Annotated in this window: 12 protein-coding genes; 8 read left to right on the top strand and 4 right to left on the bottom strand. The window is 31.7% G+C overall.

Going from position 1 to position 15543, the window contains the following annotated elements; genetic code table 11:
• Positions 1-170 precede the first annotated feature (170 nt).
• Positions 171-551: a secretion protein gene (locus IUY40_RS01425; protein WP_195735104.1), complete on the top strand. Its 381-nt coding sequence runs from the start codon at positions 171-173 to the stop codon at positions 549-551.
• Between the two features lie 62 nt (positions 552-613).
• Here IUY40_RS01425 and IUY40_RS01420 read toward each other — a convergent pair whose 3' ends face one another.
• Positions 614-1036 carry a helix-turn-helix transcriptional regulator gene (locus tag IUY40_RS01420; RefSeq protein ID WP_195735103.1) on the bottom strand — a complete coding sequence of 141 codons (423 nt, stop codon included), beginning with the start codon at positions 1034-1036 and terminating at the stop codon, positions 614-616.
• 206 nt (positions 1037-1242) lie between these two features.
• Here IUY40_RS01420 and IUY40_RS01415 point away from each other — a divergent pair, with 206 nt between their 5' ends.
• The 3 genes from IUY40_RS01415 (at position 1243) to IUY40_RS01405 (ending at position 5374) form a co-directional block, all read left to right on the top strand.
• Positions 1243-1584, top strand: a complete 342-nt coding sequence (locus tag IUY40_RS01415; RefSeq protein ID WP_195735102.1) for a hypothetical protein — start codon at positions 1243-1245, stop codon at positions 1582-1584.
• 192 nt (positions 1585-1776) lie between these two features.
• Positions 1777-3930, top strand: coding sequence for an N-6 DNA methylase (locus IUY40_RS01410; RefSeq protein WP_195735101.1), 2154 nt, complete (start codon positions 1777-1779; stop codon positions 3928-3930).
• 1 nt (position 3931) lies between these two features.
• Positions 3932-5374: a restriction endonuclease subunit S gene (locus IUY40_RS01405; protein WP_195735100.1), complete on the top strand. Its 1443-nt coding sequence runs from the start codon at positions 3932-3934 to the stop codon at positions 5372-5374.
• A 642-nt stretch (positions 5375-6016) separates the two neighbouring features.
• Here the strand turns inward: IUY40_RS01405 and IUY40_RS01400 are convergent.
• Positions 6017-9457, bottom strand: a complete 3441-nt coding sequence (locus IUY40_RS01400; protein ID WP_195735099.1) for a methylmalonyl-CoA mutase family protein — start codon at positions 9455-9457, stop codon at positions 6017-6019.
• Positions 9458-10045: 588 nt separating this feature from the next.
• Here IUY40_RS01400 and IUY40_RS01395 point away from each other — a divergent pair.
• Positions 10046-10687, top strand: a complete 642-nt coding sequence (locus IUY40_RS01395; RefSeq protein ID WP_195735098.1) for a hypothetical protein — start codon at positions 10046-10048, stop codon at positions 10685-10687.
• 43 nt (positions 10688-10730) lie between these two features.
• Here the strand turns inward: IUY40_RS01395 and IUY40_RS01390 are convergent, their stop codons facing one another.
• The gene (locus IUY40_RS01390) at positions 10731-10883 is read right to left on the bottom strand and encodes a hypothetical protein (RefSeq protein WP_195735097.1); all 153 of its coding nucleotides are present in this window, start codon (positions 10881-10883) and stop codon (positions 10731-10733) included.
• 205 nt (positions 10884-11088) lie between these two features.
• Here IUY40_RS01390 and IUY40_RS01385 point away from each other — a divergent pair, with 205 nt between their 5' ends.
• The 3 genes from IUY40_RS01385 to purU all read left to right on the top strand — a co-directional run bounded on the left by IUY40_RS01385 (position 11089) and on the right by purU (position 13785).
• Positions 11089-11682, top strand: a complete 594-nt coding sequence (locus IUY40_RS01385; RefSeq protein WP_317190892.1) for a hypothetical protein — start codon at positions 11089-11091, stop codon at positions 11680-11682.
• 436 nt (positions 11683-12118) lie between these two features.
• Positions 12119-12838: a DUF4197 domain-containing protein gene (locus IUY40_RS01380; protein WP_195735096.1), complete on the top strand. Its 720-nt coding sequence runs from the start codon at positions 12119-12121 to the stop codon at positions 12836-12838.
• A gap of 92 nt (positions 12839-12930) precedes the next feature.
• Complete coding sequence (gene purU, locus IUY40_RS01375; RefSeq protein ID WP_195735095.1) at positions 12931-13785, top strand: formyltetrahydrofolate deformylase; 855 nt, start codon at positions 12931-12933, stop codon at positions 13783-13785.
• Between the two features lie 254 nt (positions 13786-14039).
• On the opposite strand, the gene IUY40_RS01370 is transcribed toward purU, so the two are convergent.
• The gene (locus IUY40_RS01370) at positions 14040-15533 is read right to left on the bottom strand and encodes a catalase (RefSeq protein WP_195735094.1); all 1494 of its coding nucleotides are present in this window, start codon (positions 15531-15533) and stop codon (positions 14040-14042) included.
• Between the last annotated feature and the right edge of the window lie 10 nt (positions 15534-15543).

Below are 15543 nucleotides of genomic sequence, written 5' to 3'. Positions count from 1 at the left end.
CAAAATAAAATCCAAAGGCGCTATAAATCCGTATATAACAACAGGTTCACAGAAAAGAGTTTAAATCAGCAACTTGGACTAATAATTTAACATGAAAAATATTTTGCCGTTAGCGAACTATTTGTAGTTCTACGTACAGCGATTTAAAAATTAAAACAAAAAACAAAGACATGAAGAAGGTTTTAGGATTAAGCTTAGTATTGGTTATTTTTTTGACAACGATGAGTACTTATGCAATTGATGGAAAAGGAGATTATATTTTGAATATAAAAACTGGAAATGGCAAAATAGTTAGTTTTACATTGAATGAGGAACAAAAGTCGGACTTCTCCATTTTTGATAACGAGAGTCATTTAATATACAAAGGAATAGCTACTAATGAGTTGGAGATTTCAAAAACATTAAGCTTAGAAGCATACCCTGCAGGAACCTATTATTTAGAATTACAAGACAATGCTAGGAAAGTGAAACACGAAATTGTTATAAAATCTTCTAAAGAAAACAAAACAACTGACGAAACAGTTAATCAAAACCCAGCTTTTCGTCGTTAATTTTTTTAAATTATAATTGAAAAAGCAGCTCTTTTGGAGCTGCTTTTTTTATGAAATTATTTCTATTTCCCTGCTAATAATTTTTCTAAATATTCAATTTTATCCTTTTCGGCTTGAAGCAAACGCTCGTAAAGTTTTTTGTTTTCTTCTACAGTTTCCATTAATTTATCTAATGGATTGAAAGTACAATTGTGTCCGTTTCCATTTCCAAAATTCATTTGACTGTCTTTTGTATCAGTAAAAGTATTAAAATAATTAATCGCAGCTTCTTCCGAAAAATTCTTAATAGCTTCAACCGTTACACCAAGTGCTTTTGCTACTTCAATCAGTTTTTCTTCATCTATTGTTTCACTGTTTTCTATAGCAGATACAGCCTGTTGGTTAGTTCCTAAAGCTTGTGCCAAAGCTTCCTGTTTCATATCACGAAGTTCACGAATACGGCTAATTTTTCGCCCTATATGATTTGGTTTTGTAAGTGTGCTCATAATTCAAAGATAATAATTAAGTATAATAAATGGCAATATGTAAAAAACATATTTAGCGCCGTACAATACAGCAAAAAATGATTTGATACCGTACAATCTATTTCTTTCTTGCAGCGAATTAAACAAAAGTACAATTTTTCTTATAACAAATTTATAAAAGTCAAATTATAAAACGATTAACAATTCTAACTAAAACACATACAATCATGGAAACCAATGAAATTAAAACCTTAGAGAATCTCAAAAGATTAATCGCCCTACATTTTCAGACATTAAAACCTGCCAATGATAAATCTAAAGCTTATATCGCTCAAATTAAGTTCGCAAATTATTATGATTTGGGTTGCGTTATTACCAATATGCTAAAATTATGCATTCTGGCTCTCGATGAGGAAACTCATAAATTTTCTGAGAAAAACAAAAATGAAGTCATTAATGTAAGTCTTATTTTAGAAACCGTGCTGCATCTTTTCCCTATGGATGAATTTGAGTTTTTGAGTGATGTTAGTGAGATGGTTGGTGAAGATTGTGATATTGTTAATGACTAAAACGTAAGTCATCTGTTATTCATTTATTAGTAAGAGTTTAGTTAAAACAAAAAGTTTCACTATTTTTAGAAGTGAAACTTTTTGCGATTTTGATTTAAATCTTAATGTGAATAAAAGAAGTTTAAGTTTACCAAACAATCAAAAAAAACTAAAATCGATTTTTATATATTTGCTAAATAACAAAAATACAAAATGGCTAAATCTTTAAAAGATTATTTATTAGAATTTGACATAAAATATAAAGACGTTGAATACTTTGATAGTACTTTTCATAAAAACACCTTAGGTGTTGTTTCTTACGCTTCAAGAGCGAAAGCTATTGATGTAAAAGGTAGTTATAGTGAAGAATATATAAGAACAAGATTTGTTTATGCTTTGGTAAACAGTGGTTTTTTTCCGAAAGAACATTTATGTATTGAATTTAATATTCCAAAAGGTAATAACGGAAAAGCATTAAAGCCTGATATTGTCGCTTTTAAGAACAAAGATTGGTTGCAAACATATGAACATGCAAAGGCTAATAAAGACTTCAAAGTATTAAGGCAAAATTATCTTGTGATATTTGAAACAAAAAACAATAATAAATCATTAGAAAGCGCAATTGAAAACCAATTGCGACCAGCATTAGCTGAAAACGAATCTAAAGAAAGAGTTTTTGGTGTTTATTTTGATGATAAAACAGACATTCTAGTATTCAAAAAAATTGGGAATTCACCTTTAAGAAGATTTGACGAATCAATTGAATTGTCAGGTTCAGGATTAATTAACTTAAACTATGACAAGAGAGATGGTTTGTTCGATTTTCCAACTTTTAAGGATTTTGAAAACAATAATGCAAGTATTTCAGATGTAACTAAATTAACGACAGATGCCCTTGATGCAATTGATGAGGTTGCTTTTGAAGATTTTTTAGCTGAACTTAAAAGAATTGCAGATAAAGAAAAGCCTAAACATTCTGAAAGGGATTTAATTGTTGAGTTTTTAACTCTAAAGGTATTTGATGAAAAACGAAGTAAAAGAGACAAGTCAAACTTGAACTTTTATATTGAGGCAAAAGAAAAAAAAACAGATGGTTTAGCGGAAAAATCTTTTAGAGAAAGAATTGACAAACTATATAAAGATGCAAAACGTGAATATGTAAATGTATTAGCTACACCTTATTTTTCATACGATACGCAATTAAGACCTACAAATTCAAATGAAGAAAGATTTTTAATTGCATTAGTTGAATCGTTACAAAAAAGAGCAATTCTTAAAGCTAAAAACGAAAGTTTCAACCAAATTATTTTCAATAATTTTGGTAACGAAAAACAAAAAGCAGATAATGGGCAATTCTTTACACCTATTCCAGTTGTAAAATCAATTATCCAAATGTTAAACCCAATAAAAGATGAAGAGCTTTGTGACCCTTGTTGTGGGATTTGTGATTTTCCAGCAATGGCATTTAGGCACGCACATAGGAAAGATGAAGAATATCCGCCAAATGCAAGTCATTATTATGGTTTTGATATAGAAAATAACAATTTAAAACTCGCTGAATTAAATTTAGTTTTAAATGGTGACGGTGGTGCCGTGTTAAAAAACATGAATTCAATTTCACAAAAGCTATTAGAAAATGGAAGTATTTTAAAGTTAGGTGAATTTACGAAACAAAATTTTGAAATAGAAACTTGGAGACACAAAGACGATACAGATAAAGAGCTTAAAAAGTTCAAAATAATTGCAACAAATCCACCATTTGGAAAAGGTAGAGATTTAAAAACTGGTGCAGATGGAAAATGGGATGTTGCAAAGGAAACGATAGAACTTTACGAAACATATAAAGCAAAGCCAACTCCAAACTCAAATGGACAAATCACTCTTCCAAACTCAATGGATATGGGTGTGATATTTTTAGAGAACGCATTTAAACTATTAGAGGATGGCGGTAGAATGGGTATTGTTCTATCTAATTCTATTGCATCTATTTCAGAATGGGAAAATGTTAGGACATGGTTTATTGAAAGAATGAGAATTGTAGGTTTGTTTGATTTACCAGCAAATACTTTTGGAGAAACAGGGGTTGCGACAACTGTAATTATTGCATATAAACCAAAAGCAGATGAAAAACACTTATTAGACAACGATTACGAAATATTTATTAAAGAAGTTGAAAATATCGGTTATGAAGTGAAAACAGTTAAAAGAACCATTACGTTTAAACCTCAATTTGTAATTAATGAAGAAACATTTGAACACACTAGTCAGTTGGATGAAGATTTTTCGATAATGCAAAAAGAGTTTAAAGAGTTTCTGAAACGTCAAGAATTAGAAATTAAAAATGGCTTTAACTTTGATAAGTGTTAAAATGAATAATTACATAGTTAAAAACAAAAGCATAAAAAAAACAGAAATAGTTGTAAAAAACTCATTCTCTGCATTTTCATTTAGAAAAATCTTATGCCCTAATCCGAACACAAGGACTCTCAAGTCATTAATTGAAAGTAGCGTAAAAGGATTTGAACCAGGAAGTAATTCTTATATTAAATTTACCGATAACTTTTTTGTTAGAATTGGAGAATTAAGCGATAGAGAATACACTTTTAATATTAACGAATCTACTTTAAAAATAATTCCTCCAGAAAAGCAAAAAAATATTATTAAAAAAAATGATATCTGCTATCAGACTGCTAGTAACGTTGGTAATGTATGCATTTTTAGAGGAGAAAAAGCTTACTACAATAGCCATATTAGGAAATTAGAGTTAAAAGAAAAAAAAGAATACATATTTAGTTTTTTGAAATCTAATTTTGGAAAAAATCAAGTTGAAGTTGGTGGTTCCATAAAAGGAGTAGATAACTTTAATAAGGACTTACTGTTAAATGTTATTATTCCATTTCCTACTTCAAAAAATCATAAAAACCCTCGATTAATCGAAGAATACGTTTCTTTATTGACTCTAAATATAATTGACAAAGAAGAACAGATTGCAAAAAAAAGTAAATTGATTGATGAAATGTTCATTGCAGAATTATCTAAAGTAAAAAAATCAAGTACAATTTATAAACTGCCTACAATATCAATATTGAAATCTGGAAATAGATTAGATACTATGATTTATAGTAAAAAATATTTTGAATACGATACACTCATAAAATCATATCAAAATGGATTTTATTTTCTAAATAACACGGAAGTTTCACCTGGTAAAACTCCGAAAGACTATTACTATTCCGCTATAAAAAAGTCTGATAAATTTTATGAATGGGTAACACCAAAAAATGTAAATGGTAGAAAGTTGGATTATAAAACATTTGTTTATACAAAATCTGAAACAAAAATTTCTAAAAATTCCATTGTACTTAATGGCATAAGATATGTTGGGAATGGTATTTATGTAGATTCCAATGACAAGATTTTTTCGAACCAAAATACTTTAATAATTAATAAGTTTAAAAATAAAGAAGAGCAAATTTTTCTATATACTTTTTTAACTTCTGAGATTGGTAAGTATATGCAAATGGCTCAAAGAAATTTCGGAATTGTTCCCATTTTATATGTGGAAAATTTATGTAAAATTCCTATTCCACAATTTGAAAAAGACATAAAGAAGGAAATAATTCAGGTTTATTTTAATCCAATCAATAGAAATAACACAGCTGGAATTGATAATTATCTAAACAGTGAAAAAGAAAGAAATAGTATGATTGGTATTCATCAGCTAAATGAAGAGATTTTTGTTTTGAGAGGTGAATTAGATAAAATAATAAATAAAATAATTAAAGAAGAACCTATAGAAATATCTTTGTAAATTAACTCCTTCTGTAATGGTTTCGGTTTGGAAAATTAAAATTGTTGAAATAAAATGATTTCAACATTGTAAGGTTTTTTATTTAAATATTTTTATGAACGTCATTTAAGGAATTCATTTTAAAAAAGTATAGAGACAATTCTTCGAGTAAATATAGAAGGACTTCGCTTAACACAGTTTTTGTTTACCTAAAAATAGTTACCTAAAGAGGCGGATAACTAGAACAATTGAATTTTAGAACGGAGGGAGGAAGGAGAGGGAGGACTAACCTAACTGCTCTATTTTTTTTCTAATAACAACAATTTCTTTTTGAAATTGGAGTTTCATCATTTGGGTGTGTAGTTCCGCTTTTCTTTCTGGATTTTCTTCAATACTAATTTCCATCTGCTTAAGTCTGATTTTATTCTCTTAGTAGATTATTGAAGCGGGTACGAAGTCGGGAGACTTCGCACAGCAATCATTATTTTCGGTTTCAAACCGTGACAATTGGTCACGGCTTCATTTTATATAATATTTCTTTATACAGTTACTTGAGTTCACTACAATTAAAACGTCCGCTTTTTTCGGACATTTCAATTTTTTTACAAACAAAAAAACCTCCCATTTCTGAGAGGTTTTCCTAAATCTATAAAATCGTAATAATTACATATTCCTTCTATACTGTCCTCCTACTTCAAACAATGCCGAAGTAATTTGACCAAGCGAACATACTTTGGTAGCTTCCATTAAATGGGCGAATAAGTTTTCGTTTTTAATTGCTGCTTCTTGCAAAGTATTTAGATGGTCTTTAACCGATTCTTTATGATACTCATGTAAGTTGTTCAACATATCTATCTGATATTGTTTTTCTTCTTCGGTAGCACGAATAACCTCCGCTGGGATAACTGTTGGAGATCCTTTTGAACTCAAGAAAGTATTTACACCTACAATTGGGAAATCTCCATTATGTTTTAAGGTTTCGTAATACAAACTTTCCTCCTGAATTTTAGAACGTTGGTACATGGTTTCCATTGCACCAAGAACTCCTCCACGCTCCGTAATACGGTCGAATTCTTGTAAAACAGCCGCTTCTACCAAGTCGGTTAATTCTTCGATTATAAACGATCCTTGTATTGGGTTTTCGTTTTTAGCCAAACCTAATTCTTTATTAATAATCAATTGTATTGCCATAGCACGACGAACAGATTCTTCGGTAGGCGTTGTAATTGCTTCATCATACGCATTGGTATGCAATGAATTACAGTTATCATAAATAGCATATAATGCTTGCAATGTCGTACGAATGTCATTAAAATCAATCTCTTGTGCGTGCAATGAACGCCCTGAAGTCTGAATATGATATTTAAGCATTTGTGCTCTTTCGTTGGCACCATATTTAATCTTCATGGCTTTTGCCCAAATTTTACGTGCTACACGACCAATAACTGCATATTCTGGATCTACTCCATTCGAGAAAAAGAACGATAAGTTTGGTCCAAAATCATTGATGCTCATTCCGCGGCTCAAATAGTATTCTACGTAAGTGAATCCGTTAGAAAGCGTAAATGCCAATTGCGTAATTGGGTTGGCTCCTGCCTCGGCAATATGATATCCTGAGATAGAAACCGAATAAAAATTACGTACGTTTTGCGTAATAAAATATTCCTGAACGTCTCCCATTAATCGTAAAGCAAATTCGGTAGAAAAAATACAAGTATTTTGTGCCTGATCTTCTTTAAGAATGTCGGCTTGAACCGTTCCACGTACTTGCGAAAGCGTTTTGGCTTTTATATCATTATATACATCCAAAGGTAAAACCTCATCACCAGTAACTCCCAAAAGCATTAATCCTAATCCATTATTTCCCGCTGGCAAATCGCCTTGGTATTTAGGTCTTGTGATTCCTTTTGCTGCGTATAATTTGGTGATTTTTTGTTCTACTTCTTTCTCTAAATCATTGGCTTTAATGTAATACTCACATTGCTGATCGATTGCTGCATTCATAAAGAATCCAAGCAACATTGGCGCTGGGCCATTAATAGTCATACTCACTGATGTTAAAGCATGAACTAAATCAAAACCTGAGTATAGTTTTTTGGCATCATCCAGACAACAAATAGAAACTCCTGCATTTCCGATTTTACCATAAATATCTGGTCGTACATCGGGATCATTACCATATAATGTTACACTATCAAAAGCAGTCGAAAGACGTTTTGCAGGTAATCCCGCGCTCACATAATGAAAACGTTTGTTGGTTCTTTCTGGCCCACCTTCTCCCGCAAACATACGAGATGGATCTTCTCCTTCTCGCTTAAAAGGATATAATCCTGATGCAAACGGAAATTCTCCTGGAACATTTTCCTGCAAACACCAACGCAAGATATCTCCCCAAGCTTCATATTTAGGCAAAGCTATTTTCGGTATTTGTTGGTGCGATAAACTTTCGGTATGTGTGGCTATTTTTATTTCCTTATCACGAACTTTAAAGCTGTAAACAGGATTTTTGTATTTATTTACTTTCTCATCCCAAGTTAGAATCATCTCCCAATTGTATGGATCTAAATCCATTTTTACTTTATCAAATTGATTTAGTAAAAGATTTAAAAAGACTCTATTTTCGTCAAGTCCTTCGACTCCGCTCAGGATGACACTATTGTCGTCGATTCCTGCCTTTGTGATTACTGGGATTTTGCCCGTAACACTTTCGATGGTTTTAAAAATACCGTATAATTTTTGAGCTACTTGTTGTTGCGACAAAGCAGTTTGATCATATTTACGGTTGTTCTCTGCAATTTCAGATAAATATCGTGTCCTGTGTGGTGGAATTACGAATATTTTCTCACTCATTTCGCGAGTAATTTCGAAAGTCGATTTTAAATCTGATTCGGTTTTTTCGACAATTTTATCCATGATAGATTTATACAATGTATTCATCCCCGGATCATTAAACTGCGAAGCAATTGTTCCAAAAACAGGCATATCGTCAGGATTTTTATCCCAAAGATTATGATTGCGCTGGTATTGTTTTTTTACATCACGTATGGCATCTAGCGCTCCACGCTTGTCAAATTTGTTTAATGCAACTAAATCAGCAAAATCAAGCATGTCGATTTTCTCCAATTGCGTTGCTGCTCCAAATTCTGGTGTCATTACATATAAGGATACATCAGAATGATCCATAATCTCAGTATCTGACTGTCCGATTCCTGAAGTTTCTAAAATGATGATATCGTATTTAGCTGCTTTAAGTACCTGAATCGCTTCGGCAACATATTTAGACAAAGCCAAATTTGATTGTCTAGTTGCCAACGAACGCATATAAACTCTGGAATTATTAATTGCGTTCATTCGGATTCTGTCTCCTAAAAGTGCTCCACCCGTTTTACGTTTCGATGGATCTACAGATACGATTCCGATAGTTTTTGTTGGAAAATCGATTAAAAAACGACGAACCAATTCATCTACCAATGAAGATTTACCCGCTCCACCAGTTCCTGTAATTCCTAGTACAGGAATTTTAGATGTAGCATTATTTTGATGTATTTTATCAAAAACTGGCTTTGCAATTTCAGGAAAATTCTCTGCTGCAGAAATCAAACGGGCAATTGCCGTTGGATTTTTATCTTCGATATGATTTATTTCATCTGTAAGTTTATCTCCAATAGGATAATCAGAACGTTCTACCAAATCATTAATCATTCCTTGTAATCCCAAAGAACGTCCGTCATCTGGAGAATAAATTCTTGTGATTCCGTATTCGTGCAATTCTGCAATTTCACTTGGCAAAATTACTCCACCTCCACCACCGAAAATTTTGATATGTCCAGCTCCTTTTTCATGAAGCAAGTCATACATATATTTAAAATATTCGTTGTGACCACCCTGATACGAAGTTAGCGCAATTGAATTTGCATCTTCCTGAATGGCTGTATTTACAACTTCTTCAACACTTCGATCATGACCTAAATGAATTACCTCAACTCCAGTGGATTGAATAATACGGCGCATTATATTTATTGCCGCATCATGTCCATCAAAAAGTGATGCAGCAGTAACAATTCTTACTTTATTTTTAGGAATATAAGGTATTTGTGGTTCCATTTTGAGAATATGATAATTTTAGGAGAGCAATTTACAAAAAAATTTAATGATTCTTGAATCTAGTTTTAAACCTTATTAAAAAAATAATTATTTAAAATAATCCTAAAGTTTATTTATACAGTATAAATTTCATATTATAGCTTTTTTCGCATATATTTGCATAAAATTTAAAGTTAATTACTTCTTTAAATCATAATAATGTCACAAAAAACAGCATTTATTATAGTAAAACGTATCAGTCTACTTTCAAAATAAATGTATAAATCCTATAACTATCTTAAATGATAGTTTTTTATTAAAATATGATAATGGAGAATTTTATGATTTTAAAAGTCTTAATCAATAAAAAGTAGCTTTTTATAACAAAACATTTTAGCTTAAAAATAATTTTCGCATTAAATACAACTCCCCCCTGTTGTGCTATTCTAGGTTGCTGATTTTATTTTTAGTACCCAAAACTAAAAATAATAGTCCTATCGTGTTTATTTTAAAAACATATAGTAATCATCAATAACAATCATTAAAAATACATTTGCTGTTCAAATTTTAAAATTCACCTAATACATTATAAAACTGATATTGTTTTATATGCAAGTCATAATTTATAAAATAAAAAAAATGTCCCTTCCTGTTACTAAAGTAATTACAAAAACACCACAAATGAGAAAATTCGATTTAAAAGCATTTAGTAAACACAAAAAAAAAAATAACTATTGCCGATATATTAAAACAGATGACAATGGAGTTACAATCGAAACTTATCTTATCGAGAACAAAGATTCTTATCAAGAAACTATTACTTATTTAAACACTCCTATAAAAAAAAGGTATATGTATAATAAGAATACATTAAATACAACAAAAGAGATCGTAAGCTTTTATGATTGTATTATAGGTTTCCGAAGAGAATATAATGAAGATGGAGTGCTTATAGCAGAGATAGATTGCGATGCTCCTTATAAACTTAGCTGGCAGAAACTAATAAAAAAAATGAAAACAGAGTACGATATAGACCTAATGGACAAGTTAGACCAAATTAAAAACAATAATTCTGTATCATCTGTATCTAGAAACCCTCAAAGAATGCAATATGTTATTCGTATTCCATGCGAATTTATTCCTCATGGAATATCAGAAGAGAGATTCGAAATCGATGCTACAACAGGAGAAATTATCTCACACATTAAGAATAAGGAAAAAATATATCCAAATGCAAACTGTGATCAATAACCCCCCATGCGTTACATCTTACATTTTACAAAACGATATTCTATTACGTAGCAAAATGGTTACGAAAACATGGTAACTTTGCCTGAACTTTTGTTATGAATCCCTGTTCTAACTCTTCAACTAATTGCAGCTTAAAAGGGAACGAGTAATCTTTTGGGGTACGTTTTACAATCCCAAGGTTGTCTGATGTTTTCATTACACTTGTGTTTTAGTGTATCGCTATTTCAGGACGGGACATTTTACTGAAATTAGAATACTTACAATCAATGATACTATCAAAATTCTTTACAGTGCAGTGGGTGAAGATCTGGACAAACAAAAGACATGGAGCTGGCAGGAAGAATCGACTTATTCCTTTACTAAAACTGGAATCAAACAAATAAACCATAAAAACATCAACAGTGAATACAATTAATCGCATCAACACAAACCGAAAACTAATACAATTATTCTTTTTATGTCTTAGTTGCCTGCAATACATTCCCGTAACTGCACAATCTTATAATTACCATGTACTCACTAATAGGGTAAAACAGTTTTCGAAACCTGTGAGAATTTTAGATAAACACATTGACGCAACGGGAAATGGTACAGTAGAATTTACCAATGCAAAAAAGCAGGTACTGCGTTTTCGTTTAAACAATCACAAACTACAAATACTGCACGGCAGAATTACTTATCAGCTTTTCTATTACAAAAAGGATTATTTAGAAAAAATTCAAACCTTTGATATTAATGGAAACTTGGCAGGAGAAAGAGAATCTAAAAATGAATCTGGGGTAGTATTTATCATCGAAAAACCCAATTTGTACTTAACAAAAAAGAAACTCATTGACGATGCAGAAGGTAACATTGACCTAAAAGATGATACCAACGAGAAAATTATTAGGTTGCAATTGTACGACGAAAATAATATGCCGATACCGGAATTTCAACCTACTTACATCTCAAGCAAAACCTATTGGGAATATAATGTCAGGATGTATTGGCCGTGAAAAAAGCTACTAAGAAGCTAAGGTTCTGAGATATTTAAATTGAAATTTTATTAAGATTTTAATTCTAACTAAATTATACTCCTTTTATGTCATTTTCGACGAAGGAGAAATCACATCCAACAGGAAACGAGCTACCGTGTGATTTCTCCTTCGTCGGAATAACAACTAGTTCTAAAAACACTAAAAAATACTTCTGTTTTTTTAATACAAATTTATCTTTAAAACATAAAGCCATTACTTCTTAAAAAGTCAAAATTCTCTAATTTAGCCCCGATGGAAGGGGAAATCCTTTTGCTTTTTCTTAAAAAAAGCAAAAGATTGTAACGTACAGCGGGACGAATGTTAATTATAAAACAAATTGTTTCTGCTCCTAAAGAAAATTGTGGCTTTATTTTTGAATAAGTAGTATTTTTGAAACTTATAAAACTACTATTTAATGAAAAAGATTTTACTTTTAACACTTGCATTTTCTATTACATCTTATGCTCAAGTGCAACAAACGCTAAACAAATTACCTCAACTGTCTTCAAAATTATCGAGCCTCGGCGGTGTTGATATTGCTTCGGGTTTAAAGGAAGCCTTAGATAAAGGAATAGCAAAACAAGTAACAAAATTAACTGCTACTGATGGGTTTTATAAAAATGAAGCTGTAAAAATCCTAATGCCTGCCGAATTACAGAAAGTAGATGCTACTTTACGAAGAATCGGTCTTTCTTCTCTTGCTGATGAAGGAGTTAAAGTATTGAATCGCGCAGCCGAAGATGCTGTAAAAGAAGCTACCCCAATATTTGTTTCGGCTGTAAAAAACATGTCGATTAATGATGCTAAATCTATTTTATTAGGTAATGAAAGTGCTGCTACAACCTATTTACAATCTAGCACCACTACTTCATTATACAGTAAATTTAATCCTGTCATTAAAAAATCTTTTAGCAAGGTTGGTGCCGATGAAATCTGGGCAAACATCATTTCTAAATACAATAGTATTCCGCTTGTAAAAAAAGTTAATCCAGACTTAACAGATTATACTACTAACCAAGCTCTTGCTGGTGTTTTTAAAATGATTGCTGTAGAAGAAAAAATGATTAGAACTGATATAAGTTCAAGAACTTCTCCTTTATTAAAAAAAGTTTTTGCTATACAAGATAAAAAATAGATATATGTTTAATCCCTTTTATTATTCAACTGCTGATTACTATAAAACCGATTAAACAAATAAACAGTTCAACGATTAACCAAAAAACTAAAATGCAAAAAATAACTTTTCTTATTCACTGCAAAGACCAAAAAGGTATTATTGCTGCTGTGACTAATTTCATCCTTAAAATAGAAGGAAATATTACCTATATTGATCAGCATGTTGATGTAGAGCAAAATGTATTTTTTATGCGACTGGAATGTGAATTAACCAATCAAAGTATTGCCTTTGAGGATATAAAAACAGATTTTAAAGATTCTATTGCATCTAGCTTTCAGATGTCATGGGAATTATATAATCAGGAGCAAAAACCTAAAATGGCATTGTTTGTTTCTAAATATGACCATTGTTTATTTGATATCCTTGGACGTTATAGCGCCGATGAATTAGGTGTTGAAATTCCTGTAATAATAAGTAATCATAACGATTTAAGATCGATTGCTGAACGTTTCGATATTCCATTTCACTGTGTTCCATTTACCAAAGACTCTAAAGAAGAAGGTGAAAAACAACAAATTGCATTGCTAAAAAAATATGATATTAACTTTATTGTATTAGCGCGCTATATGCAAATCATCACCCCTAAATTAATTGCTCTTTACGAAAACAAAATCATCAATATTCACCACTCCTTTTTACCAGCATTTCCTGGTGCAAAGCCGTATCATTCTGCTTTTAAAAGAGGTGTAAAGATTATCGGAGCTACAAGTCATTATGTTACTGAAGAACTAGATGAAGGCCCGATAATTGAACAAGATATCGCTCGTGTTTCGCACATCCATTCCGTAGATGATTTTATTATGAAAGGGCGTGATCTGGAACGTATAGTACTGGCCAGAGCAATAAAACTACATGCCGAACGCAAAACAATGGTTTATAGCAATAAAACAGTAGTCTTTTCTTAAGGACTACTCTAAATCGGTAATATTATAAGTTTTTTTAATCTTTTGAACTTATTTTTTAGCACGCAGATTCAGCGAATTTTAAAATAGTTATAGGTTTCTGTTACTTAGAGAACCTTCAAAAATAAAAAACCCGACGAATTTCAAAAATTCTGTCGGGTTTTGTTTTATGTGGCTTAGGTCTTTGAGCTTTTTCAAAAAAAACTAGAACCACAGGAACTTAGTAACTCAGATCCTTTTTAGCTTTGAATCTTAACTTATCTAACCTCTATCAATAATCTTGGATCGCTAAAATTATTCACTTCATCCATTGTCATTCCCAATGCGTTTGCTACGCCTTCTCCATAAGCTGGATCGGCTTTAAAGCAATTACGAATGTGTCTTACTTGAATAAATTTTTGCGCACCTCCTACTTGTGCTGCTGTGTTTTTAAACAAAAACTGTTTTTTATCATCAGTCATTAAGCGGAATAATCTTCCTGGTTGAGAAAAATAATCATTATCATCTTCTCTAAAATTATGAGCATATGCATCTCCATGAATTGACAATGGCGGTTCTTTGTATTCTGGTTGTTCTTGCCATTTTCCAAAACTATTAGGCTCATAATGTTTTTTACTTCCGTAATTCCCATCTACGCGCATAGCTCCATCTCTATGAAAACTATTTACAGGACATTTGGCCGCATTTACAGGGATTTGTGCATTGTTTACTCCTAAACGATAACGTTGTGCATCTCCATAAGAAAACAAACGGGCTTGTAACATTTTATCTGGTGAATATCCGATTCCGGGAACAATATTAGCTGGATTAAATGCTGCTTGCTCTACTTCGGCAAAATAGTTATCTGGGTTTCTGTTTAATTCAAATTCCCCTACTGGAATAAGTGGAAAATCTCCTTTTAACCAAACTTTTGTTAAATCGAATGGGTGGTATTTATACGTTTTAGCTTGCTCCTCTGTCATGATTTGCACTGACAATTTCCATTTCGGAAAATCTTTTCTTTCGATAGCATCAAATAAATCTCTTTGGTGGCTTTCTCTGTCGTTTCCAACTAGTTTTGCCGCTTCTTCATCGGATAGGTTTTCAATTCCTTGTTGAGTTACAAAATGAAATTTAACCCAATGTCTTTCATTTTTATCATTGATAAAACTAAAAGTATGACTTCCAAATCCGTGCATCTGACGGTATGATTTAGGAATACCTCTATCACTCATTACAATTGTTACTTGATGTAATGCTTCAGGAAGCAATGTCCAGAAATCCCAATTATTATCGGCACTTCTTAAATTTGTTTGCGGATCACGTTTTACTGCGTGATTCAAGTCTGGAAATTTCATCGGATCACGAAAAAAGAATACTGGAGTATTGTTTCCTACTAAATCCCAATTTCCTTCATTAGTATAAAACTTCATGGCAAACCCACGAATATCTCTTTCTGCATCTGCAGCGCCTCTTTCTCCTGCAACTGTTGAAAAACGAACAAACATATCTGTTTTTTTTCCTATTTCAGAAAAGATATCAGCTTTGGTGTATTGAGTAATATCATGAGTTACGGTAAATGTTCCGTATGCGGCTGATCCTTTAGCATGCATTCTTCTCTCTGGAATTACCTCTCGGTCAAAATGCGCCATTTTCTCTAAAAACCAAAAATCTTGCAATAATACTGGACCACGCGGTCCTGCAGTCATTATGTTTTGATTGTCTGGAACAGGAGTTCCTGTTGCCGTGGTAAGTTTATCTTTCGATTCCATAAGTAACAAA

The organism is Flavobacterium sp. ALJ2 (assembly GCF_015594725.1).
GTDB lineage: Bacteria > Bacteroidota > Bacteroidia > Flavobacteriales > Flavobacteriaceae > Flavobacterium.
The sequence above is the reverse complement of the archived record's forward strand: the minus strand, read 5'-3'. Positions and strand labels throughout refer to the sequence as shown.